Source organism: Neorhizobium turbinariae (assembly GCF_023223505.1).
Taxonomy (GTDB): Bacteria; Pseudomonadota; Alphaproteobacteria; order Rhizobiales; family Rhizobiaceae; genus Neorhizobium; species Neorhizobium turbinariae.
On the sequence record NZ_JALPRY010000010.1, the window covers coordinates 261,606 to 287,396 of the forward strand.

The 25,791-nt window shown below is 62.0% G+C and carries 26 protein-coding genes and 1 tRNA gene; 12 read left to right on the top strand and 15 right to left on the bottom strand.

Annotated features, from left to right (window positions below):
* Nucleotides 1-14 precede the first annotated feature (14 nt).
* The 7 genes from hemN to M0654_RS09910 all read right to left on the bottom strand — a co-directional run bounded on the left by hemN (nucleotide 15) and on the right by M0654_RS09910 (nucleotide 8,271).
* Entirely contained in the window at nucleotides 15-1,367 is a 1,353-nt protein-coding gene (gene hemN, locus M0654_RS09880) for an oxygen-independent coproporphyrinogen III oxidase (RefSeq protein WP_248682940.1), read from the bottom strand.
* 89 nt (nucleotides 1,368-1,456) lie between these two features.
* On the bottom strand, nucleotides 1,457-3,079 hold the full coding sequence (locus tag M0654_RS09885; RefSeq protein WP_248682941.1) for a copper resistance CopC/CopD family protein: 1,623 nt from the start codon (nucleotides 3,077-3,079) through the stop codon (nucleotides 1,457-1,459).
* Between the two features lie 14 nt (nucleotides 3,080-3,093).
* Complete coding sequence (locus M0654_RS09890) at nucleotides 3,094-3,618, bottom strand: YcnI family copper-binding membrane protein (RefSeq protein ID WP_248682943.1); 525 nt, start codon at nucleotides 3,616-3,618, stop codon at nucleotides 3,094-3,096.
* 150 nt (nucleotides 3,619-3,768) lie between these two features.
* The gene (locus M0654_RS09895) at nucleotides 3,769-4,155 is read right to left on the bottom strand and encodes a hypothetical protein (RefSeq protein WP_248682944.1); all 387 of its coding nucleotides are present in this window, start codon (nucleotides 4,153-4,155) and stop codon (nucleotides 3,769-3,771) included.
* A 159-nt stretch (nucleotides 4,156-4,314) separates the two neighbouring features.
* Nucleotides 4,315-4,391 (bottom strand) — tRNA-Arg (locus M0654_RS09900).
* 137 nt (nucleotides 4,392-4,528) lie between these two features.
* Nucleotides 4,529-6,025 carry a sensor histidine kinase gene (locus M0654_RS09905; RefSeq protein ID WP_118848567.1) on the bottom strand — a complete coding sequence of 499 codons (1,497 nt, stop codon included), beginning with the start codon at nucleotides 6,023-6,025 and terminating at the stop codon, nucleotides 4,529-4,531.
* Between the two features lie 161 nt (nucleotides 6,026-6,186).
* Nucleotides 6,187-8,271, bottom strand: a complete 2,085-nt coding sequence (locus M0654_RS09910) for a HAMP domain-containing methyl-accepting chemotaxis protein (RefSeq protein WP_248682946.1) — start codon at nucleotides 8,269-8,271, stop codon at nucleotides 6,187-6,189.
* Nucleotides 8,272-8,750: 479 nt separating this feature from the next.
* Between M0654_RS09910 and rpmH the strand changes: the two genes are divergently transcribed.
* The 4 genes from rpmH to yihA all read left to right on the top strand — a co-directional run bounded on the left by rpmH (nucleotide 8,751) and on the right by yihA (nucleotide 11,897).
* A complete protein-coding gene (rpmH, locus tag M0654_RS09915) occupies nucleotides 8,751-8,885 on the top strand; it encodes a 50S ribosomal protein L34 (protein ID WP_078070738.1) in 135 nt (44 codons plus the stop codon).
* 27 nt (nucleotides 8,886-8,912) lie between these two features.
* Nucleotides 8,913-9,305, top strand: coding sequence for a ribonuclease P protein component (gene rnpA / locus M0654_RS09920; protein WP_248682947.1), 393 nt, complete (start codon nucleotides 8,913-8,915; stop codon nucleotides 9,303-9,305).
* Nucleotides 9,305-11,110 (top strand): membrane protein insertase YidC, encoded by a 1,806-nt coding sequence (gene yidC / locus M0654_RS09925; RefSeq protein ID WP_248682948.1) that lies wholly within the window; start codon nucleotides 9,305-9,307, stop codon nucleotides 11,108-11,110. Before rnpA ends, yidC begins: the two co-directional genes overlap by 1 nt.
* Before the next feature lie 124 nt (nucleotides 11,111-11,234).
* Nucleotides 11,235-11,897: a ribosome biogenesis GTP-binding protein YihA/YsxC gene (gene yihA / locus M0654_RS09930; RefSeq protein ID WP_248682949.1), complete on the top strand. Its 663-nt coding sequence runs from the start codon at nucleotides 11,235-11,237 to the stop codon at nucleotides 11,895-11,897.
* 69 nt (nucleotides 11,898-11,966) lie between these two features.
* On the opposite strand, the gene M0654_RS09935 is transcribed toward yihA, so the two are convergent.
* The 3 genes from M0654_RS09935 to M0654_RS09945 form a co-directional block, all read right to left on the bottom strand.
* Nucleotides 11,967-12,524 (bottom strand): fasciclin domain-containing protein, encoded by a 558-nt coding sequence (locus M0654_RS09935; RefSeq protein ID WP_248682950.1) that lies wholly within the window; start codon nucleotides 12,522-12,524, stop codon nucleotides 11,967-11,969.
* 168 nt (nucleotides 12,525-12,692) lie between these two features.
* On the bottom strand, nucleotides 12,693-13,439 hold the full coding sequence (locus tag M0654_RS09940) for an anti-sigma factor (RefSeq protein ID WP_248682951.1): 747 nt from the start codon (nucleotides 13,437-13,439) through the stop codon (nucleotides 12,693-12,695).
* Nucleotides 13,436-13,978: a sigma-70 family RNA polymerase sigma factor gene (locus M0654_RS09945; RefSeq protein WP_390919912.1), complete on the bottom strand. Its 543-nt coding sequence runs from the start codon at nucleotides 13,976-13,978 to the stop codon at nucleotides 13,436-13,438. Before M0654_RS09945 ends, M0654_RS09940 begins: the two co-directional genes overlap by 4 nt.
* A 130-nt stretch (nucleotides 13,979-14,108) precedes the next feature.
* On the opposite strand from M0654_RS09945, the gene argB reads away from it, so the two are divergent.
* A complete protein-coding gene (gene argB / locus M0654_RS09950) occupies nucleotides 14,109-14,996 on the top strand; it encodes an acetylglutamate kinase (RefSeq protein WP_248682953.1) in 888 nt (295 codons plus the stop codon).
* Nucleotides 14,997-15,046: 50 nt separating this feature from the next.
* On the opposite strand, the gene M0654_RS09955 is transcribed toward argB, so the two are convergent.
* Nucleotides 15,047-15,949 (bottom strand): DMT family transporter, encoded by a 903-nt coding sequence (locus tag M0654_RS09955; protein WP_248682954.1) that lies wholly within the window; start codon nucleotides 15,947-15,949, stop codon nucleotides 15,047-15,049.
* A gap of 106 nt (nucleotides 15,950-16,055) precedes the next feature.
* On the opposite strand from M0654_RS09955, the gene M0654_RS09960 reads away from it, so the two are divergent.
* On the top strand, nucleotides 16,056-16,772 hold the full coding sequence (locus M0654_RS09960) for a pyrimidine 5'-nucleotidase (protein WP_248682955.1): 717 nt from the start codon (nucleotides 16,056-16,058) through the stop codon (nucleotides 16,770-16,772).
* A 103-nt stretch (nucleotides 16,773-16,875) separates the two neighbouring features.
* Nucleotides 16,876-17,529, top strand: coding sequence for an EF-hand domain-containing protein (locus M0654_RS09965; RefSeq protein ID WP_248682957.1), 654 nt, complete (start codon nucleotides 16,876-16,878; stop codon nucleotides 17,527-17,529).
* 97 nt (nucleotides 17,530-17,626) lie between these two features.
* Here M0654_RS09965 and M0654_RS09970 read toward each other — a convergent pair whose 3' ends face one another.
* Entirely contained in the window at nucleotides 17,627-18,487 is an 861-nt protein-coding gene (locus M0654_RS09970) for an LOG family protein (RefSeq protein ID WP_248682958.1), read from the bottom strand.
* 134 nt (nucleotides 18,488-18,621) lie between these two features.
* Between M0654_RS09970 and dapD the strand changes: the two genes are divergently transcribed.
* Genes dapD through M0654_RS09985 form a run of 3 tightly spaced genes read left to right on the top strand, consistent with a single transcriptional unit; the run spans nucleotide 18,622 to nucleotide 21,265 of the window.
* On the top strand, nucleotides 18,622-19,476 hold the full coding sequence (gene dapD, locus M0654_RS09975) for a 2,3,4,5-tetrahydropyridine-2,6-dicarboxylate N-succinyltransferase (protein ID WP_248682959.1): 855 nt from the start codon (nucleotides 18,622-18,624) through the stop codon (nucleotides 19,474-19,476).
* A 12-nt stretch (nucleotides 19,477-19,488) separates the two neighbouring features.
* The gene (dapE, locus tag M0654_RS09980) at nucleotides 19,489-20,685 is read left to right on the top strand and encodes a succinyl-diaminopimelate desuccinylase (RefSeq protein ID WP_248682960.1); all 1,197 of its coding nucleotides are present in this window, start codon (nucleotides 19,489-19,491) and stop codon (nucleotides 20,683-20,685) included.
* Nucleotides 20,669-21,265: a hypothetical protein gene (locus M0654_RS09985; protein WP_248682961.1), complete on the top strand. Its 597-nt coding sequence runs from the start codon at nucleotides 20,669-20,671 to the stop codon at nucleotides 21,263-21,265. The genes dapE and M0654_RS09985 overlap by 17 nt, the downstream gene beginning before the upstream one ends.
* A gap of 3 nt (nucleotides 21,266-21,268) precedes the next feature.
* Here M0654_RS09985 and truA read toward each other — a convergent pair whose 3' ends face one another.
* From truA to def, 3 genes are read right to left on the bottom strand one after another with little or no spacing between them, the layout of a single operon-like run.
* Nucleotides 21,269-22,024, bottom strand: coding sequence for a tRNA pseudouridine(38-40) synthase TruA (gene truA / locus M0654_RS09990; RefSeq protein ID WP_248682962.1), 756 nt, complete (start codon nucleotides 22,022-22,024; stop codon nucleotides 21,269-21,271).
* Nucleotides 22,024-22,956, bottom strand: a complete 933-nt coding sequence (fmt, locus tag M0654_RS09995; protein WP_248682963.1) for a methionyl-tRNA formyltransferase — start codon at nucleotides 22,954-22,956, stop codon at nucleotides 22,024-22,026. Before fmt ends, truA begins: the two co-directional genes overlap by 1 nt.
* Nucleotides 22,957-23,010: 54 nt before the next feature.
* On the bottom strand, nucleotides 23,011-23,526 hold the full coding sequence (gene def / locus M0654_RS10000; protein WP_118851398.1) for a peptide deformylase: 516 nt from the start codon (nucleotides 23,524-23,526) through the stop codon (nucleotides 23,011-23,013).
* A 113-nt stretch (nucleotides 23,527-23,639) separates the two neighbouring features.
* Here def and M0654_RS10005 point away from each other — a divergent pair, with 113 nt between their 5' ends.
* Together M0654_RS10005 and M0654_RS10010 are read left to right on the top strand one after the other, a co-directional pair.
* Nucleotides 23,640-24,842, top strand: a complete 1,203-nt coding sequence (locus tag M0654_RS10005; protein ID WP_248682964.1) for a DNA recombination protein RmuC — start codon at nucleotides 23,640-23,642, stop codon at nucleotides 24,840-24,842.
* A gap of 46 nt (nucleotides 24,843-24,888) precedes the next feature.
* Entirely contained in the window at nucleotides 24,889-25,788 is a 900-nt protein-coding gene (locus M0654_RS10010) for a ribokinase (RefSeq protein ID WP_248682965.1), read from the top strand.
* The last annotated feature ends 3 nt before the right edge of the window (nucleotides 25,789-25,791 follow it).

Sequence of the window (25,791 nt, forward strand, 5' to 3'; positions counted from 1 at the left end):
TCAGACCTGACGGATCAGGCTGCCTTGCTGAAGGAGCGTCCCGCCTGGTTGAGGTATGCGTCAAAAGCCGATGCGGCGGCGCGCACGATAAAACGATGCTCCTCCGAGATCGTAATGCGGCCACCATCGCGCTGGATCAGCCCGTCACTTTCCAGTTCATCCAGCCGGTCGTTGTGTCGGAGAAGATCATTTGCCTCAAAACCATGTGCGCAAGCGAGCGCTTCGACATCAACCGCAAAGTCGCACATGATCCTTTCGATGATGGCGGCCCGAAGCCCATCCTCTGCCGTAAGGTGGTAGCCCTTGGCTATAGGCAACTCGCCACTCGCGACGCGGCTCGCGTAAAGCCCGTGCGGCACTTCATTCTGAACGTAACCCTGCGGCAGGCGGCCGATGGACGAGGCGCCAAGGCCGATGAGGGTTTCGCAGTTATCGGTCGTGTAACCCTGGAAGTTGCGATGCAGCCGGCCTTCCGCCTGTGCGAGAGCCAGATCATCATCCGGCAGCGCGAAATGGTCGAGGCCGATTTGCACATAGCCGGCCGCAATAAGCGCCTGCGCCATCGCCGCAGCCTGCAAGGCACGCTCCGGAGCATTCGGCAGCGCTTCTTCCTGGATCAGGCGTTGGTGCTTCTTGAAGCTCGGTACATGCGCATAACCGAACACCGCCAGACGATTCGGCCGCATGGCAACCGCGGCCTCGACGGTCTCGATGCAGGACTCCACCGTCTGATGCGGTAGGCCATAGATCAAGTCAAAATTGATCGCATTGATGCCGACGCCGCGCAGGCTCGAGACCGCCGCCATGGTCTGCTCGACGCTCTGGACGCGGTTGATGGCGCGCTGCACCTTGAGATCGAAGCTCTGGACGCCCAGGCTGGCGCGGGTCACACCGGCTTCGGCGAGCGCGGCCACCATATCAGACTGCAGCGTGCGCGGATCGATCTCGATGGCGGTGTTGACGGTGGGCGCAAAACCCAAACGATCACGGAAGGCATGTACCAGTGCCACGAACTCGTCAGGCTTCATGATAGTCGGGGTGCCGCCACCAAAATGGATCTCCCCGATCGAGAAACTCTCGTTGCGTGCCAGCGCCAGGAGCTCGACTTCCCGATGCAGCGTTTCCATGTATTCGATGATCGGTCGATCCTTCTGCGTCACCGCCGTGTGGCAGCCGCAATACCAGCACATGGCACGACAGAAGGGGATATGAACGTAAAGCGAGGTTGGTTCATCCTGCGGAAGGGCCTGAAGCCATTGCGGATAGACCGAGCCATCGAAATTCTTCGTGAAGTTCGGCGCCGTGGGGTAGCTCGTGTAGCGCGGCAGCCGCGCGTCGCCATATTTCTCGATGATCGCCGCAGACATGGCAGCTCCTCTGCAAATCCTGTTGGCAGAGGTTGTAACCGCAGCGGCGGCCCTTCGGTTTGTGCAAGATCAATCGACCTGATCTCTTCTTACGGCCTGATTTCGATCTCGCCCTCCAGCCGGGTGATGTCGAAGTCGGTGATCAGCACATCGAGGCGCAGGCTCCACCTGGCCGCCAGCGGCAGCACGAGATCCGCCACCGTCCAACCCGCTTCGGTCTTCTCCGCCTTGCGTCGGATCGGTTCAACGCCGGCCTGTGGATTGCCCAGCACCGCCGTGACCTCGACGGGATCGAGCGGTTGCCCGTCCTTGCCAGTGATCTTGATGGAAAGGGACACCGCGCCGCCGTCACCCCGGCGAACGGTCACGTCGGCGGCCGCCTCGGCGTTCTGCAGACGCACGACGACATCACGCTGAACCTGGGAAACCAGGCTGCGCGGCGGCGGCGTGAAACGCCAGGCAGCAGCGACACCGAAGATCAGCACCATGACCAGCGTTTCGGCCGCAATCAGCCGGACGAGCATGGAGATGGCCTTCGGCTCTCCGCGCCGCGAGCGCTGCGTCAACCGCCAGCGATTGGCCGCAGCAAGGACGAAAAGTACGACAAGCAGCACAAGCTTGATGAGGAAGGCAATGCCGTAGGCGGTCGTGACAAGAGCCGATGGCGTGCCGACCTGGACATAAGCCAGCACACCGCCTGCGGCGATCAGGATCAGCACGGCACAGGGGATGAAGACGGAGAAGCGCTGCAGGCTGCCCGCCGCTTCCGGGCTCTTGGTTCGGAGTTGCAGCATGAGCGGCAGGAGGGCGCCCGCCCAGATGGCGATGGCGGCGACGTGAAGGAAGACCGCGGGGCGCATGATCCACTGCGGCGGTGCGGCACTCGCATGGCCACTGAGGCTCAAGGAGAAAGCAGCGGTGAGGACGGCAGAGAGCGCCATCCATCGGGCCTCCCGGCCCTTGCCGCTCAACAGCGCCAGCGCTGCCAACGCAAATCCGACGCAAACGAAGATGACCGTCGGCCCGAGACTTGTGCCGAGCCCTGCCCGCCATGCCGAGCCGGAGAACAGGAACGGGATACCCTCGTCCACCGCATCGAGGCCCTGGAAGCCGAGCGAGATCAGTGCTCCCGCTGAGCCAATGCCGAGCGCAATCAGGCTCGGCTTCCACGTCGCCGTATCGCCGCCGACAAACCAGAAGATCGCGAACACACCGCCGATGCCAAAAAAGATGCCGAGATACAGCATGACCTTGCCGGTCCACAGGCCGGCCCAGACCGGCCAGCCGGAATCAGCGGCAGTATCCGGAGGCGGCCCGCCTGCGTGACCCACCGAGAAGAGGAAAGATCCACCGATCGGGTGACCGTCTTCCGACACGACGCGCCAGGAGAGGAGGTGGGTACCGGTCTGCAAGTCTGCCGGCGGGGTGATCTCCAGCGCATTGCCCTTGACCACAACATCCTCAAGCGGAACGCTGCTTCGGTCGGGCCTGGTCAGCTTCAGGCTCGTCGGCGACACCGGCTCGTTGAAGATGAGCCGGATGACGCCGGGTGCCGCTGCCACGACTGCTCCATCTGGCGGTTCGGTCGAATTGAGCGAGGCATGCGCAAAGGCTGCCGAGGCGAGCGGAAGCCACAGCAGCATGACGAGCAATGCGCGGTAAAGCGTGGAAACTACAGACCACGCTCGGCAGCCGACGGCACTTGGCATCATGCGCCCGGCCGCAATCAGTTGGCCGCGGGAATAAGCTTCAGGCCGGGCGCCGGAAGCTCGAGATCGGACGCCTTCTGGCCGGCAGCGGGGATCTCGATCCAACGCTCCTTGGCACCATCCGGGCATTCCTGCACCACCGGGAAATACATCATCTCGCCCGGTTTCAGGTCCGCCGCGATCGTGCCCCGGAAAACAAACTCGTCGTATTGATCATCAGGCAGATTACCGCCGCTCCAGACGACTTGCTTGACGCCTTCACTGACCTTCGAACCGTGGTTGTCGTAGGCCTTTTCGTAAGGTCCCTTCACGGTTTCCAACGTCCAGCCGGCTTTCGGCTGCGGTTTTACGCCATAAAAGCCTTCCGGTATCTGGACCCGCACCACCTGCGTCGGCTTGCCTTCGCAGCCGTGCGGCACACGCAGCACGACCTTGTAGGTGGAGCCGACCGGGGCTTCCTTGCCTTCCAGGGTGACATGGGCAAAGGCGGCGGCGCTGCTGCATGCTGCAATCGCGGTGGCGGCGATGATGGTCTTGAACATGGGTTCTCCTTGGCCAGATCGGACATGGCCTGCTCGAAACGCTGGCTGCAAACTGCGCCGGCGTGAATTGGATGCATGGGATGAACAATGATCTTCGCGTTCGCCGCTTGTCGCGGGACCGGAGCGGCTCGGCCGAAGACCACAAGCGACTCAGGCAGCCACTGGCGGAGCGCGCGGAACACTCGGCAAGACTTCCGGACGCTTCGGGAAATGTTCGTCCGCCTCAGCGACAACGGTCGAGAGATCAGTGCCCAGCCTGTTGCTGACGAAATGAGCCGGAGGATTTGGGACCAGGAACTGCGCCGTGGCATAACAGGCGGCCGCGCAGCAGCCTGGCAGCTTCGGCTGGGTGTCGCCCTGGGAGGTGCCAACGTCGACGGTATGCGAGATGCAGAGCGGATTGCCGAAATCATCAAGCGTCGGCGCCGCCATGGCTGGGCTGGCAAGCGCGGAGGCGAGCAGCATTTGCAGCACAAGCGCGTAGCTCGCCAGGCAGGCGAATACGAGGCTTAAAACTGAGGTGCTGCGCTTCTTCACGATCCCTCGCGACACGACCAAGAACGGCGTCCTTGATGGCATGGCTATGTCGCGCCTGTCCATGCGTTGTTGCGCCACAGGCGCGCACGCGCAGGCCAAAACGACAACAAGCCCGGCAATGCCGGGCTCGTGGAGAACGTTCATTCAGGGAAGAAAGAATGGCGCACCCGAAGAGATTCGAACTCCTGACCCCCAGATTCGTAGTCTGGTGCTCTATCCAGCTGAGCTACGGGTGCGTGAGCAAGTGGTGTGTTCCGCTTGCGTGGCGATCCTCTAAAGGCTGACGCGGAGGATTGCAAGCGATTTTGATGTCGCCAATATCATTTTACGGCTAATTCTTTCACAACCCACTGATTTCGCACTCACATTTACATCACGCGCGAACGCGGTAGTCGTCGAGGGAAACCGGGCGGTCGGGAATTTCGATGCGGAACTGCGTGCCGGGCCCGGGTTTTTCGACGAGCGCAATCGTGCCGCCGTGGGCAAGAACCAGTTCCCGCGCGATCACTAGACCGAGGCCCGTACCACCCGAACGTGCCGATCCACGGAAGGCGGAGAACAGGTTTTCGCGGGCCTTGCGCGGCATTCCGGGGCCGGTGTCATCAATGGTGATGCTGACGACACTACCGACGCGGTGGGCGCTGACCGTGATCCGACGCACGACCGATCCGTCTTCAGGATCGAAGTTGACCAACGCTTGGTGGGCATTGCGGCACAGGTTGTGAATCACCCGGAAGATCTGCTCGCTATCGCAATCCACCTCGAGGTCGGCGGCGATCTGTTCCACGAACTCGATGCCGCTGTCCTGATCAATCCCCAGCATCTCGCGCACTTCCTGGGTGAGCGACGAGATTTTCACACGACGGCGCCGCGGCGCCGCTTCGGACGCCTGTCCATAAGCGAGTACTTCATTGGTATAACCGACGGCGCGGTCGATCGTGCGCAACAGCTTTGGCGCGAAGCTCCTCACCATCGGGTCCTCCACATCCGTCAGGCGGTCGGACATCAGCTGCGCGGAAGCGAGGATGTTGCGCATGTCGTGGTTGATCTTCGAGACCGCGAGCCCGAGATCGACGAGGTTTTTCTGCTGCTTCAGCGTCCGCTGCAGTTGAACCTGCATTTCCGTCAGATGTCGTCCTGCCACGGCAAGTTCACCGCGCGACCGGTCGCCGCCAAACACCCGGGACGGATCTTCAGGCTCCTCGGAGAAAAGCTGCATGCTCCGCGTCAGCCGGCGGATTGGCATGATCATCATGCGGTTGATGGCAAGGAAGATCATGACGGCGGTCAGCAGCGAGATCAGCAGCGACACCAGGAACATCATCTTGGCGTATTTCAGCATGTCCTTGCGCAGCGCGTCCTCGGTCATGACCAGTTCGATGATCATGTCGCTTTCGCCGATCGGGCCGTAGACACGCATGGTCCGGCCGCCGCCCAGCACCAGCGTATCGAGCGCATCACGCATCGCGCCAAGGAAGGACGTACCCGCAAGGTCAAAGACCTGGTCGATCTCGGGCTGGGTATCGGTGGCCGCGAGCAGGCGTGACGTGCCGTCCTTGCGCAGCGCCAGCACCTTCGTGCCGGTAGCGAGAAGCGTGTCATCCTGCACGCCGCGTGGAAGCTCGGAAGTCTGCAGCCCGTCGATGACGATACCGGCGGCGGCCGCCGTATCCAGCCTGTCGCGCAGCCAGTTCATCCGCATGGTGGCGACACTCGGGACGAAGATCAGCACTTCGGCCATCATGACGAAGATGACGGTCAGCCAAAGCAGCCGGCCCGAAAGGCCGCGAAAGAGACGCGGCATCTGCTCCGGCGCACGCGCATCCGGTTCAGTACGTGCGATGCCCGAGGTCCTCGCCTCGTCGTTCATCGTAGTCTCCGTAACGTGAAGGCGCGTCGCCACATCGAGAGGCGACGGTTTCAACGCCTATTCTAGGGATTTATGGCAAATTTACCAGTCTTTGCCGCAGCGCAAAAAGAAACGGAGGCAACCCGTGCCTCCGTTTCCTCAGATCGCGATGAAGATCTTGATCAGAATTCTTCCCAGTCACTCGCTGCGGTCGATGCCGCTGCCGCGGGAGCCGCTGCTCCTCCGCCACCGAAGGCGCGTGCCAGTGCACCCGTCATCTTCTTGACTGGGGAAACCCGGGCGCGATGATCGGCCGTTGCGACAGTCACCGGCTTCTTGAAGGGTGCCGGCGGCTGCGAGAAGCTAGCCGGGGTGGCCTGCGGCCGTGGGCTTGCCTGCGCCTGGCCATCTTCCTGACCGATGTTGAACTGCGATACAAGCGCGAAGAGGCTGTCGGCATCGGCCGAGAGCTTGCTCGTGGCCGCCGAGGTTTCTTCCACCATGGCCGCGTTCTGCTGGGTCACCTGGTCCATCTGGTTCACCGCCGTGTTGACCTCGGCAAGGCCCGTGGCCTGCTCGCGGGAGGCAACGGCGATCGAATGGATATGGTCGTTGATGCGCAGCACGCGCGCTTCGATCTCCGACAAGGCTTCGCCCGTCTTCTGGACCAGATCGACGCCAACCGCGACTTCATCACCAGACTTGCTGATCAGCGACTTGATATCCTTTGCCGCACTTGCCGAACGCTGGGCAAGCTCACGCACTTCCTGGGCAACGACCGCAAAGCCCTTGCCCGCATCACCGGCGCGCGCTGCTTCAACACCAGCGTTGAGCGCCAGCAGGTTCGTCTGAAAGGCGATCTCATCGATGACGTTGGTGATCTGGGCGATCTCACGTGACGCCTGTTCGATCCGACCCATGGCCTCGACCGCGTTGCGAACGACGGCACCCGACTGGACGGCGCTTTCCTTCGCCTCGCTCACCATGACGGTCGCTTCCTGGGCGCGCTCGGTTGAGGTCTTTACGACGGCGGTGATCTGGTCGAGAGCAGCCGAGGTTTCTTCCAGCGCTGCCGCCTGCTGTTCGGTACGGCGCGACAGGTCGTTGGTGGCGCTGCTGACTTCCGAGGCGCTGCCATTCATCGAGCCGGTCGCGACTCGGACGTTCGACATGGTCGTTCGCAGCGTCGACATCGCAGCGTTGACGTTGTTCTGCAGTTCCTCGAAGGCACCCTTGAAGTTGCCACGCATGGTATCGGTCAGATCGCCATTGGCGAGGCTGCGCACCACACGGCGTGTTTCCGAGACGCCGGCATCAACGCTTGCCACCAGTTCATCGACATCGTGTGCGAAACTGTCGAGGCTTTCGACGCCCCACTGCTTGTCGATGCGGCGGGTAAAGTCACCTTCGGCGGCTGCCGCAACCACAATGGCCATGCGGGACTGAAGGTCATCGCTCTTGGCCCGCAGTGCGGCATCGGATGCATTCATGCGCGCCACTTCCAGGCCGTTCCTCTTGAAGACCTCGACGGCAGCGGCCATGTCGCCGATCTCGTCCTTGCGGCCGGTCGGGATTGCGGCGTCATAATCGCCGTCGGCAATCTTCTTCATCGACGCGGTCAGTTCGAGGATCGGACGGCTTAGCTGGGTGCGGCCCATGTAGAGACCGGCGGCGGCACCACCTGCGACACCAATGATGGCGACGGCGAGAACGCTGTAGAAGATCATGCTACGGAAGGATTCCATCTCGGCGCTCAGCACCTTGAGTTCGTCCTGGTCCATCTTCACGACGGCGTCGATCTCGGCCTGATAGGCCTTGCGGTTCGCGCGGTTGGCTTCGTTGTTGCCCTGGACGTTCGCGACTTCGGGGCCTTCCTCCTGGCTCAGCCGGGCCGTCTCGGTGCGGAAAGCCTTGAACTCCTTGGAGCGCTCCAGAAGCTTGTTGAACATTTCACGCTGTTCGGCCGGCACCTTCGGCTGCCATGCCGCGAACAATTCGTCGCTGCTCACCAGGGACTTCAGCACGCCATCGGCAAACTGCTTGGCCGAAGCGGAATCCTTGGCGGCGTAAATGCCGCGGGCATCCATGACAACGGCCGTGACCAGCCGGTTCAGATGCTCGCCGTTGTAAACACGCTCGGCGACATCAGCATATTGCTGCGCGCGCTTCTGGTACTCCCCCACCGCGAACAGCGCCATTCCACCAATCAAGATAGCGACAAGACTCATCAAGCCGACGAGCAAGTTTATTTTCGAACTGATCTTCACGCGAGAACCCCCATTACAGCGTGCTTAAGGGCATCTGCGCTGTACGAACGCTCGTACCCTCCATGGCTGTGAGATCTAGCAGTCAGCTGTTAATAAAGTTTGAGTGGAGTAAAAGCCGCAAAGAGGTTCGTTTCGAGCAAAGTTTATTACGCAACGTACAGTTGTTAGATTGATCGTCTTGATTTTCGTCAAATCTCGATAGGTGAGGACAATTTTTTGCTCCCGAATACATCGGTGCTTGCGTTAATGGATTAGTTAGAATTGAAACAATGTCAGCGGGCACGTTCCGGGATCTTCAAGAAGGTTCAGTTCCGGCTCAGCCGTTGACTTTTCAGGCTTACCTCTCTAGTAAGCCGGCCACGTTCCGCTCAGCGAGTTCAGCGTTTGCTGTCGCGTGGGCAGAACGATAATCCGAAACGCTCTTGCCGTCGTGATGACGGCAAACTTCAAGAAGGGCCGCACACCGCGGTATTAAATAAATGAAGCGTACCTACCAACCGTCCAAGCTTGTTCGCAAGCGTCGTCACGGCTTCCGCGCCCGCATGGCTACCAACGGTGGCCGCAAGGTTCTGGCTGCTCGCCGCGCCCGTGGCCGCAAGCGTCTGTCGGCCTAAAGGCCGAATTGCCCGGGGTTTTCGGGCATGACGAATAAAAAAGACTCCAAGACGACTGTCGGGCGGTTGAAAAACCGGCCGCAGTTTTTGGCCGTGCGGCAAGGTGAAATACGCCGCGGACGAACTTTCCTGCTGGAAGTTCTGGACCGGCAGCAGCCGGACGAGCCGCCTCGCGTCGGCTTTACCGTGACGAAGAAGCACGGCAACGCAGTTGAACGCAACCGGATGCGCCGCCGCCTGAGAGAGGCGGTGAGGCAATCTGCCGGATTTGCAATGAATAACGGACACGACTATGTGATCGTCGCGCGGCGGGACGTGCTGACGGCTCCCTTTGCGGATATGACGGCACAGCTTATCGAGCGTATCGAAGGCAAGCCGAGACACAAGCGGTCCGAGGAGACCCGTTCCAGGAAAGCATGATGGAAAAAAACCGCAACTACTTCATCGCGATCGCACTCTCCGTGCTCATCGTTCTTGCCTGGCAATTCCTCTACATGAACCCGAGGATGGAAGCTCAGCAGCGCGCCGAGGAAGCTCGCCAGGCGCTGCAGGGCGATGCCTCGCAGACCTCTTCCCCCGAGAGCCCCGGCGCCCAGAGCACGGGTGGCGGCAATCTCCCTGGCGGACCGGCTTCGGGCCAGGCAGCGGTGGTGACGCGTGACCAGGCACTGGCCAAGTCGCAGCGCGTGCAGATCGAAACGCCGGCTCTCGTAGGCTCCATCAACCTGACGGGCGCTCGCCTTGATGACCTGAAGCTGCGCGAATACCATGAGACGGTCGACGACAGCAGCCCGATCATCACGCTCTTCTCGCCGGCCGATACGACGGACGGCTACTTCACCGAACTCGGCTACATCCAGAACGAGTCGATCGGCGCGACGCCGGGTGCGACGACGCAGTGGACGCTGGCCAGCGGCGACAAGCTGACCCAGCAGAAGCCGGTCACGCTGTCGTTCACCAACGACAAGGGCGTCACCTTTACCCGTACGATCTCGGTCGATGACCATTACATGCTGACGATCACCGACAAGGTGGACAACCAGGCCGCCGCACCGGTGACCCTGACGCCTTACGGCCGTGTCAGCCGCAACCATAAGCCGCAGACGCCTTCCGTCTGGGTTATCCATGAAGGCTTCATCGGCGTCATGGGCCAGGACGGCAAGCTGTCCGAGCACGCCTATTCCAACATCGAAGACGAGCAGTACACGCACGAAAAGGCGACGTCCGGCTGGTTCGGCATCACCGACAAATACTGGGCGGCCAGCATCGTGCCGCCGCAGAACGTGCCTTATGTGGCTCGCTTCTCGCACTTCACCGGTGGCCAATCCAGCTACCAGGCCGACTACAAGGGCGACGACCTGACGATCCAGCCGGGCCAGTCGACCGAGCTCAAGAACCTCGTGTTCGCCGGCGCCAAGGAAGTGCCGCTGATCTCGAAATACGAGACCGACCTTTCGATCCCGCAGTTCAACCGCCTGATCGACTGGGGTTGGTTCTACTTCATCACCAAGCCGATGTTCCAACTGATGGATTTCTTCTTCCGTCACGTGGGCAATTTCGGCGTTGCGATCCTGCTGACCACCGTCGTGGTCAAGGCGCTCTTCTTCCCGCTCGCCAGCAAGCAATACGCCTCCATGGCCAACATGAAGCGCGTGCAGCCGAAGATGGAAGAGCTGAAGGCCAAGCATGGCGACGACCGCATGGCCATGCAGCAGGCGATGATGCAGCTCTACAAGGAAGAGAAGATCAACCCGATCGCCGGCTGCTGGCCGGTGCTCCTGCAGATCCCGGTCTTCTTCGCGCTCTACAAGGTCATCTACGTCACGATCGAGATGCGCCATGCGCCGTTCTTCGGCTGGATCCAGGACCTTTCGGCTCCCGACCCGACGTCGCTGTTCAATCTCTTCGGCCTGCTGCCCTACGACGTGCCGCACTTCCTGATGATCGGCGTCTGGCCGATCGTGATGGGCATCACGATGTTCGTGCAGATGCGCATGAACCCGACCCCACCGGATCCGACGCAGGCGATGATCTTCACCTGGATGCCGCTGGTCTTCACCTTCATGCTGGCATCCTTCCCGGCCGGCCTGGTGATCTACTGGGCCTGGAACAACACGCTGTCGGTTCTACAGCAAGGTTTCATCATGAAGCGCCACGGCGCCAAGATCGAGCTCTTCGACAACCTCAAGAGTCTCTTCAGGCGAAAACCCGCGGCGACCAAGTAAATCCAATAAGCCCCGCTCCGGCGGGGCTTTCTGTTTCAGCATCCGGCGTTGTGCACCTTTGCGAACTTGACTTTGCATGGCAAAACCCGGAAGCCCTGCCTTCCAAGACTAAAGGACGAACATGATGGCCGCAGAAAAGAACATGGACAGCAAGCCGCTCTTCGGCCGCCCCTGGATCTTTATCCGCGGCGTTCCTTCGATGAAGTTCCTGCCTCCCGAGGGCCCTCTCGAAGTCGCGTTCGCCGGGCGCTCGAATGTCGGCAAGTCATCGCTGATCAATGCGCTCGTCGGGCAGAAGGGGCTGGCCCGTACCTCCAATACGCCGGGCCGCACCCAGGAACTGAACTACTTCGTTCCCGATGGCTATTCCGGCCAGGACGGCGACCTGCCGCCGATGGCGCTGGTGGACATGCCCGGCTATGGTTATGCGCAGGCTCCGAAGGAAAACGTCGACGCCTGGACGAAGCTTGTCTTCGATTATCTGCGCGGTCGCGCCACCCTAAAGCGCGTTTACGTGCTGATCGACAGCCGCCATGGATTGAAGAAGAACGACGAGGAAGTGCTTGATCTTCTCGACAAGGCTGCCGTCTCCTACCAGATCGTCTTGACCAAGACCGACAAGATCAAGGAGCCGGCGGTGCCGAAGCTTCTCGCCGAGACGGTGGAGAAGATCCGCAAGCGCCCGGCCGCTTATCCTGAAGTGCTGTCGACCTCGTCCGAAAAGGGTAAGGGCATCGAGGAGCTGCGCGCCGAGATCAGCAAGACGATCGGCTATTCCGCTCCCTGACAAGACGAAGCCGGCCACCCTTTTGGAAGGCGACCGGCTCCGCTTCAGCCGTAAGAGTTACGGTACGGCTTACATCTTCGGCAGCAGAACCTTGTCGACGACGTGGATCACGCCGTTGGACTGCTTGACGTCGGCGATCGTGACGGTGGAAACGCCGCCCATCTCGTCCGTCAGGGTGATCTTGCCCATGCTTTCCTTGGCCTTCAGCACACAGCCGCCGACCGTCTGGACGTCATGCGTGCCATTATCGTCCTTGATCATCTTGGCAATCGCCGTCGACATGGCGTCGGCGGCAACGACGTGGCAGGTCAGCACCTTCGTCAGTTGAGCCTTGTTTTCCGGCTTCAGCAGCGTTTCGACCGTTCCGGCTGGCAGAGCGGCAAAGGCTTCATTGGTCGGGGCGAAGACGGTGAATGGGCCCTTGCCCTGCAGCGTCTCGACGAGACCTGCTGCCTTCACGGCAGCAACGAGCGTCGTGTGGTCCTTCGAGTTCGCGGCGTTCTCGACGATATTCTTGTCTTCAGCCATCGCAGCGCCACCCACCTGCGGGTTGGCAGCATTGGCGCCGGCAGCGGCGGCCGAGATGACGGTTGCGACGGTGAGCAGACGGAGTGCAGACTTCAACATGTGATTTCCTCTTCCAGAATGGGAAGCCCCGGCGCGAGCAGCGCGCCTCCCGAGGGCTGCCCCTGCCGATGCAGGAGCAGAACAAGGGACGGAGAGGAGGGAAAAAGAGTTTCAGCAGCCGTGAAAATCTTGGCACTCGCGAGCCAAGATATTGAAGATGCATAGGAATTATTTCTGCGCGGCTGCCTGCCCTGCCGCAATGACGGGACCTGTCGCCTGGCCGGTTGGCGATCCGCCAAACGGCTCAAGGCTCACCGCAAAGGTCACGCCCTCGCGAACCTTGGCGCGCAGTGCTGCGGGTATTTCCACCGAACCATCGCCTGCCTCCGGGAGGACGCCAAGCGAGATTGGCAGGCTGGTCGAATCCGGCACCAGCCAGAGTTCCAGCGACCGCGGTTCGTTGGGCCTGGAGGCAACCGGAGTTACCTTCAGCTGGCCGCTGCCGGCATCGTATTGCGCAAGCAGGTTGATGTCGCCTGTCGTGCTCGACATCTGCGCCACCAGAGGCGTTGCGGGCTCACGCGCGCCGATCCAGCCGGACTGGAGTGAGACATAGGTGATGAGCAGCGCCAGCGACGCGAAGGTGAGGCCCCGCCAGAGAAGCAGCGAGTTCCACCAGCTTCCTGCCGCGGCAAGTTCTTGTGCGAAGGATTTGTGCTGGCCGGGCTGCGGGCCGAACAGCCGCGCCTCAATCCTGGAGAACACCGCATCCGGGGGTGTTTCGTCCATGTAGTCGCCGTTGAAGTCGGCCAGGTTTTCCTGCCAGCGCGCCACGATGCGGGCGAAGGTCTTGTCCTGCCTGAGGCGCGCCTCGACCCGCGCGCGATCCGCCTGCGACAGCACGCCCAGCACGTATTCGCCGGCGAGAAGCTCGTCGCGGGAGCGGTCTCCTTCGCTCTGTTCGGGTCTGCTCATCGATCGAGGCACTCTCTCAGCTTCAAAAGGCTGCGCCGGAGCCACGTGCGCATCGTGTTCAGCGGCACGTTGAAGCGATCCGCCAGTTCCTGGTAGCTCAGGCCTTCCACATAGGCGCTACGCACGGCCACCGCCCGATCAGAATCCAACTCTTCCATACACCTGTCAATGCGCTTGCCCTCCCCCTTCAGCACGGTTTCGGCCTCCGGGTCGCGCGCCGTATCGGCAAGGTCGAAGTTGTCCTCGATGTTGTCGGCCACCGGTTTTCGCGCCCGAAGGACATCGATCGAATGGTTGCGGGCAATCGTGACGAGCCAGCCGGCCGGGCTTGTGGTCGACAGGGCGAACTGGTCGGCGCGGTGCCAGATTTTCACGAAGACCTCCTGCAGCGCGTCTTCGGCATCGCTCCTGTCTTTGAGGATACGAAGGCAGACGGCAAAAAGTTTCGGAGACGCGGCCGCATAAAGGGACGAGAGCGCTGCGCGGTCCCGCAGGGCAACCCGGCCGATGAGCGCGGCGATGTCTGTGTCGGTCCCCAAGCTCATTCTCCGTCCGGCGCCGGTTTGAAGACACGCGCACTCTTCCATTAGTTCGTAAAACTTCTGGCGATATTATTTTCTCCGTCAAGAACATGCGTTAAAAGGCCCCCACTTAAATGAGGGGAATTCGATGACGGCTTCCGATAGCGAACTTCAGGCCAAGCTTCTGGCGCAGGCGCTGCCTTACATGCAGCGTTACGAGAACAAGACGATCGTCGTGAAATATGGCGGCCATGCCATGGGCGACAACGCGCTTGGCAAGGCTTTTGCGGCCGATATCGCTCTCCTCAAGCAGTCGGGCGTCAACCCGATCGTCGTTCATGGCGGCGGCCCGCAGATCGGCGCGATGCTCACGAAGATGGGTATCGAATCGAAGTTCGAAGGCGGCCTGCGCGTCACCGACCAGAAGACGGTCGAGATCGTCGAGATGGTGCTGGCTGGTTCGATCAACAAGGAAATCGTCGCGCTGATCAACCAGACCGGCGAATGGGCGATCGGGCTCTGCGGCAAGGACGGCAATATGGTCTTCGCCGAAAAGGCCAAGAAGACCGTTGTCGATCCGGACAGCAATATCGAACGCGTGCTCGACCTCGGCTTCGTCGGCGAGGTGGTGGAAGTCGACCGCACCCTGCTCGACCTGCTCGCCAAGTCGGAAATGATCCCGGTCATCGCACCGGTGGCGCCCGGCCGCGACGGCGCTACCTACAACATCAATGCCGATACTTTTGCAGGTGCCATCGCCGGTTCGCTGAACGCCACCCGCCTCCTCTTCCTCACCGACGTGCCGGGCGTGCTCGACAAGGAAAAGAACCTCATCAAGGAACTGACGGTTGCCCAGGCGCAGGCGCTGATCAAGGACGGCACGATCTCGGGCGGCATGATCCCCAAGGTCGAGACCTGCATCGATGCGATCAAGGCCGGCGTGCAGGGCGTCGTCATCCTGAACGGGAAGACCGCTCATTCCGTGCTGCTCGAGATCTTTACCGAGCACGGCGCCGGCACGCTGATCGTTCCCTGAACCGCGTCAGCCTGTTTCCCGATATGGAGTGCCGGCCGAGATGCCGGCATTCACGAAAACAAAAGACCAAGGATGCCGCAGACGATCAGCAGGCATCCAGCGACTTCCATGCGCGTCACCCGTTCATGAAACAGGAAGTATGACGCCATGAAGGTGAAGACGAGCTCGATCTGGCCAAGTGCGCGCACATAGGCCACCTGCTGAAGCGTCATGGCCGTGAACCATCCGGCTGAACCGACAACGCCCGCCAAGCCCACGAGCGAGGACGAGCGCCAGCTGCGAAGCACCTCGACGATCTCCCGCTTGTCCTTCCAGAACATCCACACCAGCATGAACGCCGTCTGGAATGTCGTGACGCAGGCAAGAGTCACCGCCGCCTGCATGATCGAGTTCGGCCCGTCCAGCGACAGCGACGCCGACCGGTAGGCCACGGCGGAAATGCCGAAGACGGCGCCAGAGGCGATGCCGATCAGTGCGGTGCGGCTCGCCAACGCCCTGAACATGTTGCCCCAGGAGAGCGGCATGCGCGCCATGGAGATCATCATCACGCCGATGACACCGACGATGATGGCCCCGATCGCGCCGAGCGTCAGTTTCTCGCCGAGGAGAACGAAGCCAAAGATCGCAGCCTGCACCGGCTCGGTCTTTGAATAAGCGGTGCCGACCGCGAAGTTGCGCAACGAGAAGAGATGCACGAGCAGCATGGTGGCGAAGATCTGCGCCAGCCCGCCGATAACCGCCCAGAAGGCGAAGGCCCAGTTCAGCGCCGGGAAGGAAAAGCCGAGCCCAAGGTGCAGGCACATCACGTAGAGGATTGCCACCGGAAACCCGTAGCCAAACCGAACGAAGCTCGCGCCTCGCGTGCCGAGCTTGCCCTGCAGGTGCTTCTGCAGCGCCGACCGCAGGTTCTGCAGAAAGGCCGCAGCAATGGTGATGGGGATCCAGAGTTCCATTCTTACCGCGCTAGCACGCGGCCAGGTTCTCCGCCAAGTCGGGTGGAAGCCGCACCCGTCCTCTTTTCATGTTTTCTTTTGGGCACGTCCCGGTGCATAAAGCGGCATGGAAAAGAAACCGAAGACCTCGCCTGATCCCGCCGATTTCGCCAATGTTCGTGACTGGGTCTTTGACCTCGACAACACGCTTTATCCGCATCACATCAACCTCTTCGCGCAGATCGACGTCAACATGACGGCCTATGTGCAGGAACTGTTGCAGGTGGAGCGGGAAGAGGCACGCGCGCTGCAGAAGCGCTATTACCACGAGCATGGCACGACGCTTCAGGGCCTGATGCTGAACCACGGCATCGATCCGGACAGCTTCCTGGAGCGGGCGCATGCGATCGATTATTCGGCGCTGCTTCCCGATACCGACCTCGGCGACGCAATCAAGGCACTGCCGGGCCGCAAGTTCATCTTCACCAATGGCAGTGTACCGCATGCCGAAGCGGCCGCACGGGCGCTCGGCATCCTCGATCATTTCGACGACATCTTCGACATCGTGGCGGCTGGATATGTGCCCAAGCCCGCGGGTGAGACCTACGACAAGTTCGCGAGCCTGCACCGTGTCGACACGGCCAATGCCGTGATGTTCGAGGACCTGCCGCGGAACCTGCAAGTCCCGAAGGCGCTCGGCATGCGGACCGTTCTCCTGGTGCCGCGCAACCTCGATACGGTACTCATCGAGCGTTGGGAAACCCTCACGGAAGAAGACGACCACATCGACTACATGACGGACGACCTTACGTCGTTCCTGAAGGGCATGCAGCCGACCCTCTGAGAGCTTACTGAAAGTTCATCTACATTACAGAGCTTTAAGTGGCTCTCTGTGATCGCCGGCCGTACCTTGACGCTATCGGAAACCAGCGGAAAGGACCCTCCCGATGAACGCAAGGAAGATCATTCTGACGACGCTCAGCGCCGCCCTCGTTGCGGGCGCCGCCATTCCCGCTTTTGCCGCTCCAGGCGATCGCGGTCGCCATGCCGTCCCCCGCGGCGCTGCCATGCAGGACGTGATGTTCGTACGGCTCCTGAAGAAGGCCGACACGAACAAGGACGGCAAGATTTCCAAGGATGAGCTCACCGCGTTCCAGGACCAGCTGTTCACCGCAGTTGATGCCAACAAGGACGGCACATTGACGCGTGGCGAGATGCTGGACTACCGCCAGGCCAAGCGGGAAGAGTTCCGCAAGAACGCCCGCGCCGCAGCAAGCGAGGCGCAGACCGAACAGGCCGCTCCGGCAAAGCCCGGTGACGAGAAAGCCGAAGCGCCTCGTGACAAGCGTCGTGACCACCACCGTCGTGACCGCGAGCATGCATGGCGCCATGGCGGCGACCGCGGCCCGCACCATGTTCGCTGGGACCGGCACGGTCACCGCCCGATGGGTGCTGGCATCTTCCGGATGATCGACGACGACCGGGACGGCAAGATCACCAAGGCGGAAGCCTCGGCTGCAACGGACAAGCTGTTCGCCCGCATGGACAAGAACAAGGACAACATGATCACGATCGACGACCTGCCGGACCGCCCCCTCTAGTTCTTTGCGCCCATTCAGCGCTCAAAGACTAGTTCCGGCACATGTCGCCTGAAGGACCCGCCCCTGCTGCCGCCCGCACGGGCGGGCTCCTTCGTTTTCAGAGTTTGTAGAATTCCGCGATTGTCTTCCAGGCGTCGTCGGCCGTTTCGGCGAAGCTGATGAGGTCGAGGTCGCCGGGCGCGATGGTGCCAAAATCAACCAGCGCCTCGAAATTGATCAGGCCGCGCCAGAATTTCTCCGAAAACAGGATCAGCGGGATCCGCTCCATCCGCTTGGTCTGGATCAGGGTCAGGGCCTCGAACATTTCGTCGAGTGTTCCGAACCCGCCGGGGAACACAGCCACCGCCTTTGCTCGCATCAGGAAATGCATCTTGCGGATGGCAAAGTAGTGGAAGTTGAAGCTGAGGTCCGGCGTGACGTAAGGGTTCGGTGCCTGCTCATGCGGCAGCATGATGTTGAGGCCGATGCTTGGCGCCCCCGCATCCGCCGCGCCGCGATTGCCGGCTTCCATGACGCCCGGTCCGCCGCCGGTCACCACCACGTACTCCTGGTGATTGAACCGGGCCGAATGCAGGCCGCAGAGTTCGCCGAACCTGCGCGCCTCGTCATAATAAACCGACGCCGCCTCCAAGTTCTTCCGCTGCGTTTCGTTATGCGCCGCCCATGCGGCCTGGCCCGGTGCCGGAATGCGCGCGCCGCCGAACAACACCACCGTGGATTTGATGCCGCGTTCGGCAAGATTCATCTCCACCTTCATGAGTTCCAGCTGGAGCCGGATCGGGCGAAGCTCCTCGCTGCTGAGGAACTCATCATCGGCGAAGGCCAGGCGATAGGTCGGCGAGAGCGTCTGCGGCGTCTTCGGCAGGGTCGCGGCGGCATGCTTGTCTGCCTTGTTGTCCTTCAGCGGGTCCCACACCCCGCCCTTGCGCCACAATCCATCATCACTACGATCTGCCATTCCAGCTATCCTTCCAGCGCCAACCCCTGTTGACGCCAATTCACATTGACGCTTGAGTGCCTCTCGCCTAGAGCACTTGAAGCCCGCAGCGAGTTTTCTTGCACCACATATAGAGCGACGTTTAAGGATTCCCCATGAGCAGCCCTGACTTCTCTTCCCTCGAAAAGACGATCGAGACCGCCTTCGACAACCGCGACAGCGTGACGATCTCCACAAAGGGTGAAGTCCGCGATGCCGTCGAGGAAGCGCTGAACCTGCTCGACAGCGGCAAGGCACGCGTTGCAAGCCGCGGCGCCGATGGCAACTGGACCGTTCACCAGTGGCTGAAGAAGGCCGTGCTCCTGTCCTTCCGCCTGAACGACATGGAAGTCGTCAAGAACGGCCCCGGCAACTCCACCTGGTGGGACAAGGTGCCGTCCAAGTTCGAAAACTGGGGCGAAAGCGAATTCCGCGCTGCCGGCTTCCGCGCGGTTCCCAATGCCGTAGCCCGCCGCTCCGCCTTTATCGCCAAGAACGTCATCCTGATGCCGTCCTTCGTCAACCTCGGCGCTTATGTCGATGAAGGCACGATGGTCGACACCTGGGCCACCGTCGGCTCCTGCGCCCAGATCGGCAAGAACGTGCATCTTTCGGGCGGCGTCGGCATCGGCGGCGTGCTGGAGCCGATGCAGGCCGGCCCGACGATCATCGAAGATAACTGCTTCATCGGCGCCCGTTCCGAAGTCGTTGAAGGCTGCATCGTGCGCGAAGGCTCCGTGCTCGGCATGGGCGTCTTCATTGGCAAGTCCACCAAGATCGTCGACCGCGCCACCGGCGAGATCACCTATGGCGAAGTGCCGCCTTATTCCGTCGTTGTTGCCGGTACGATGCCGGGCAAGCCGTTCCCGAATGGCGAGCCGGGCCCGAACCTCTACTGCGCCGTGATCGTCAAGCGCGTGGATGCACAGACCCGCTCCAAGACCGGCATCAACGAACTGCTGCGCGACTAAAAGACGCCATTCATGTCCGTTTCCGATCCCGTCGCCAATCTTCAGGCCCTCATTCGCTGCCCCTCGGTGACACCCGCCGAGGGGGGCGCGCTGTCGGCGCTTGAAGCCATGCTCACCCCGCTCGGCTTTGTCGTAGAACGCATGGTGGCCTCGGAGCCCGGAACACCGGACATCGAAAACCTCTACGGCCGGCTGGGTACAGAAGGCCCGCACCTCATGTTTGCGGGCCATACCGACGTTGTGCCGACGGGCGACGAAGCGTCCTGGACGCATCCGCCCTTCGCGGCCGCAATCGACGGCGACATGCTTTATGGTCGCGGCGCCGTGGACATGAAGGGCGGCATCGCCTGCTTCGTGGCAGCGGTTGCCCGCCACATCGAGAAGCATGGCCCGCCGAAGGGATCGATCTCCTTCCTCATCACCGGCGACGAGGAAGGCCCGGCCGTCAACGGCACCGAGAAGCTCCTGAAATGGGCAGCCGACAAGGGTGAGCGCTGGGACGCCTGCCTTGTCGGCGAGCCCACCAACCCGGACCAATTGGGCGACATGATCAAGATCGGCCGCCGCGGCTCGGTCTCGGGACGCGTCACGGTTCACGGCATCCAAGGCCACGCCGCCTATCCGCATCTTGCCGACAACCCGGTGCGTGGTTTGCTACCGCTTGCCCAGGCTCTGATGGACCCGCCATTCGACGGCGGCACGCCGGAATTTCCTGCCTCGAACCTGGAAGTCACGTCGGTCGATGTCGGCAATCTGGCCACCAACGTTATTCCCGCCAAGGCGACCTTTACCTTCAACATCCGCTTCAACGACACCTGGACGGCCGACAGCGTCAAGGCTGAGATCCTGCGCCGCCTGGAGATGGCTGCCGCGAGCAGCCCGTTGCGGCCGAACCGCGAACCGGTGCGTTTCGAGGTTGTCTGGGCCGAGCGCCCAAGCCATGTCTTCCTTACCCGCAACAACGGCCTGATCGCTTCGCTGTCCGGTGCGGTCGAGAGCGTGACCGGCAAGACGCCTGCGCTTTCCACCACCGGCGGAACCTCAGACGCACGTTTCATCAAGGATTATTGCCCGGTGGTCGAGTTCGGCCTCGTCGGCCAGACCATGCACATGATCGACGAACGGGTCGCCCTTGCCGATCTGGAGACGCTCACCCAAATCTACGGGACCTTCATCTCCCGCTGGTTCGATAATGCCCTCCTATCATGAAGTAAGGCTCTACCTGAGCGGCCTCTGGCTGCTGATCAAGGGCGACGCGCAGGGTTTCCGCCTGCTCGATGTTTCCGACCGCGGCATGCTGCGGTCCTTCTGGGCGATCCTCTGGTGCCTGCCGGCAGCGGTCGCATCCTGGCTGTGGCTGCACGAACTGGTGCGGGCGAGCCTGCCGCAGGACAGCCGCCTCGGTGGCCTGTTCTTCGTGCGCACGGCGATGCTGGAAGTCTTCAACTGGATGGTGCCGCTGATCCTCGCCGGCGTGCTTTGCCTCATCGCAGGAACGCAGCGAAAATTCCCCGCCGTCGTCGTTACCATGAACTGGCTTTCGGTGCCGTTCTCCTGGGCCTATGGCGCGATGTGCGTCATCATGCTGCTGGCGCCGGCGCTGCTGCCGCTGATCGGCCTTTTCCAGCTTGCGCTCATCATGGCGCTGGTGATCTCGTTTTCGCGCATCATCCGCATGATCCACGGCCCGAAGCCGCTGATGATCGTTGCCTTCGTGCTGGTGCTGATGGTGCCGAACATGATCCTGACCGAAGCGCTGCAACGGTTTCTTGGGATCTACCCGTTCTGACGCTCAGGCGTCGCCAGGATAGTCGACCTTCATGAAGTAGAGCCCGTCCGGCGGGGCCACGGGCCCGCAGGCGGCGCGATCGCGCGCCTCAAGCGCGGCACGCACGTCCGCCGGCGTCATCTTGCCGTCGCCGGCAAGCTTCAGCGTTCCGGCGAACGAGCGGATCTGGTTGTGGAGGAAGCTCTGGGCGCTGGCCCGGATCTCGATGAGGTCGCCGTTGCGGGTCACGTCCAGCCGGTCGAGCGTGCGCACCGGGCTTGCTGCCTGGCAATGAGACGAGCGGAAGGTGGTGAAGTCATGGTGGCCGACGAGCGTCTGGGCCGCGGCATGCATGGCTTCATGGTCGAGCGGACGCGCCACCCACCAGGCGCGCTTGGCCTCGATTGCGAGCGGCGACGGCCGGTTGATGATGCGGTAGAGATAGTGCCGCCGAAGCGCCGAAAACCGTGCGTCGAATTGGTTGTCGACCGCCTGCACGTCCAGGACCGAGACACGTTCCTCGGCCATCGCCAGATGCGCGTTCAGCGCGTTGCGCAGCTTGTATGGCTTCCAGTCTCGCGAGAGATCGGCATGGATGACCTGGCCCATGGCATGCACGCCGGAATCGGTGCGCCCGGCGCCGCGGATGGAGACGGTTTCTCCAGTCAGCGACAGGATCGCCTGCTGCAGGGCCGCCTGCACAGATTGGCCGTTTTCCTGCATTTGCCAGCCGACATAGGGCGTGCCGTCATATTCAATGGTCATCCGAAAACGCGGCATCAGAACCTCGTCCCGGCAGCCAGAGGCGTGCCACGAAGGAACTCTGCTGCGGCGAGCGGTTTGCCGCCCGCCTTCTGGAGCTTCGTCAGCCGGACAGCGCCCTCGGCGCATGCCACCGTCAGCCCGTCGTCCAGCACGGTGCCGGCTTGGCCGCTGCCGTCCGAAAGCTCGCTGCCAAGCACTTTGATACGCTCCTGGCGGCCGTTGATCTCGGCCTCAAACCAGGCGCCCGGGAAAGGCGACAGGCCGCGAATGTGGTTGTGAACATCGCGAGCCGGCCTGGAGAAGTCGATGCGCGTCTCGCCCTTGTCGATCTTGGAGGCGTAGAGAACGCCTTCCTCCGCCTGCGGCGTCAACGGCAGGTCGTCGGCCTCGAGCTTCTCCATCGCCTCGACCATGGTGCGGGCGCCGACCAACATCAGCTTGTCGTGCAACTCGCCAGCGGTCATGTTCGCGCCGATCTCGACTTCTGCCGTGAGCGCGACAGGGCCGGTGTCGAGGCCCTTCTCCATCTGCATCACCATCATGCCGGTCTTTGCATCACCCGCCATGATGGCCCGCTGGATGGGTGCAGCTCCCCGCCAGCGGGGCAGAAGCGAAGCATGGCCATTGTAGCAGCCAAGCCGCGTACCGGTGAGGATCGCTTCGGGCAGCAGCAGGCCATAGGCCACAACGACGGCCACATCTGCCTTAAGAGCCCGGAAGGTTTCGCGGTCCTCCTCCGCCTTGAAGTTCAGCGGCGTGAGAACGGGAATGCCGAGGAGTTCGGCTGCCTGGTGCACCCGCGACTTGACGAGATCGAGGCCACGCCGCCCGCCCGGCCGCGGCGGCTGGGTGTAAACCGCGACGATCTCATGGCCGGCGTGCTTGAGGCTTTGCAGCGTCGGCACGGAAAAGTCGGGCGTGCCCATGAAGATGATGCGAAGTGACATGGACCATCAGCGCCCTGAAGCGCCCCTCATTCGTCGGACAAGCGCGGGAAAGGCTTAAACAGCCTTTGCCTTGGCAGCCTTCGTGAACTTCTTGATCACCATTTCGCGCTTCAGGCGCGAGATGTGGTCGATGAACAGGACACCGTTCAGATGGTCGATCTCGTGCTGCAGACAGGTCGCCAGCAGGCCATCCGCTTCAACAAGGTGCTCCTTGCCGTCGCGGCCGATATGCTTGACAGTGACCGTCGCCGGGCGCTCCACCTCGGCGTAATATTCCGGGATCGACAGGCAGCCTTCTTCATAAACCGAGCGCTCGTCCGAAGACTTCACGATCTCTGGATTGATGAAGACCTGTGGCTGCTTTTCCTCGTCCTCGCGGGCAACGTCGATCACCAGGATGCGGCGAGGCACGCCGATCTGGATGCCGGCAAGGCCGATGCCCGGCGCATCGTACATCGTTTCCAGCATGTCGTCGGCCAGCTTCAGAAGCTCGTCGTCCACCCGTTCAATGGGTGCCGATACCTGGCGCAGAATGGGGTCGGGAAGAATGATCAGCGGCTTTATCGTCATGGCCTCCCCATAACGCATCTTTATTTTTGAAGAAACAGAAAAGACCAAACACTCCCGCCTCGTGTTCACGTTTTGATCTTTCCAATCCAGCCATTTCTGATAGCTTGCGCACCATGACCGATCTCCTAGACCGCGTATCGCTTGTTCTCAGCAACCAATCCGCCCTTGCCATCGCAGGGATCCTCGCGTGCGTTCTGTTGTTGATCGTCCTCCTCTGGCTGCGGTCCAGTGCAAGCCGGCAGGAGGAGATGAGGCAAGCGGCGCTCGATTCGGAGTCGCGGCTGGCGGAGCTTATCCGGGCGCAGAACGAGATGCAGGGTCGCCTCGCTGCGATGACCGAGGCGCTTTCTGCGCGACAGGCCGAACTCAACCACGCTGTCGGCCAGAGGCTCGATGGCATGACGCACCGCATCGGTGCGACGCTGACCGAGCAGACGAAAACGACGCACGAAAACCTGCGTCGCCTGCAGGAGCGGCTTGCGGTGATCGATGCAGCGCAGAACAATATCCAGACCCTTGCCAAGGACGTCGTGGGGCTGCAGGCGATCCTTTCCAACAAGCAGACGCGGGGCGCTTTCGGCCAGGGACGCATGGAGGCGATCGTTGCCGATGGCCTGCCCCTCGGCGCCTATGAGTTCCAGGCGACGCTCTCGAACGGCAACCGCCCGGACTGCACCGTGAAGATGCCGAACGGCGCTCCGCCGCTGGTGATCGACGCCAAGTTTCCGCTGGAAGCGTGGAACCGGTTCCGGGAGGCTGCGGCACCCGAGGCACGACGCGCCGCAGCGCAATCCTTCAAGCGCGATCTGGAAGTTCACATCCGCGATATATCCGAAAAATATTTGATCCCAGGCGAGACGCAGGAGATGGCCTTCCTGTTCGTGCCGTCGGAATCGATCTTCGCGGAGATCCACGAGCATTTCGAAGCGGTGGTGCAGAAGGCGCAACGGTCGCGGATCGTCATCGTCTCGCCGTCGCTGCTGATGCTGTCGATCCAGGTCATCCAGGCGGTGCTGAAGGACCAGCGCATGCGCGAGCAGGCTCACCTGATCCAGGGTGAGGTAGCGCTGCTGATGGACGATCTTGGTCGCCTGGATGACCGGACCCGCAAGCTGCAGGCACACTTCCTCGCGGCTCAGAAGGATGTCGAGCAGATCGTCACCTCCAGCGAAAAGCTTGGCCGCCGTGGGGCGAAGATAGCCGCGCTTGAGCTGGAAGCTCCACCAGAGCCGGAAAAGCCAAGCCATTCGTCAAGTAGTCACTATGCCGAAAGCCGGACGGGGCTTCTGAAGCTGCGAGTGGTTGACGAGGAATGATCTGGGCGGCAGTGTCGCGCCACTCCAGATCAGGAACAGGCTTGTCATGATTACTATACTCGGCTCCATAAACATGGATCTCATTGCCACCACGGCGCGCTTGCCGGAGCCGGGGGAAACCGTGCCGGGCACCGGCTTTGCAACGGCAGCCGGAGGCAAGGGCGCCAATCAGGCGCTGGCAGCGCGTCGCGCCGGAGGCGAGGTCGCCATGGCTGGCGCCGTCGGACGCGATGACTTTGCAGCGCCTGCGCTGGCACTTCTGGATGAAGCCAAGGTCGACCTCTCGGCCATCGCTCGGGTCTCGGATCCGACGGGCACCGCGCTCATCCTGGTCGGCGGCGACGGCGAGAACATGATTGCCGTCGTTCCGGGCGCCAACGGCACCGTCAGCGAAGAACAGGCAAGACAGGCTGTCGGCAAGATGAGCCCCGGCGACATCCTGATGCTGCAGCTTGAGATCCCGACGGCCACCGTTCGGACCGCGCTGGAAGCTGCCGGGCAGCGTGGCGTCACCACCCTGATCAATACGGCGCCGCTTCTTCCCGAAGCCGCTGAACTCGTGGCGCTCGCCGATATCGTAGTGGCGAACGAAACGGAGTTTGAGCTTCTGTCGGGCCAGACGATCTCTGATAATGCCGGGCGGCTCGACGTGATGAAGGCGATGCACACCAAGACAGGCCAGACCTTCGTGGTGACGCTGGGGGAAGAGGGCGTCGTGGCGATCCGCGATGGCGAGGTGTTCGAAGCGAAGGGCCTGAAGATCGAGCCGGTCGATACCGTTGGTGCCGGCGACACGTTCTGTGGTTACCTCGCCGCCAGCCTCGACCAGGGGCTCGATTTCCGCTCTGCCCTGCGTCGCGCGGCGGTCGCAGGTTCGCTTGCCTGCCTGACGCCGGGCGCACAGCCGTCCATCCCGCATGCGCAGGCGGTCGACAGCCAGATCTAGCCT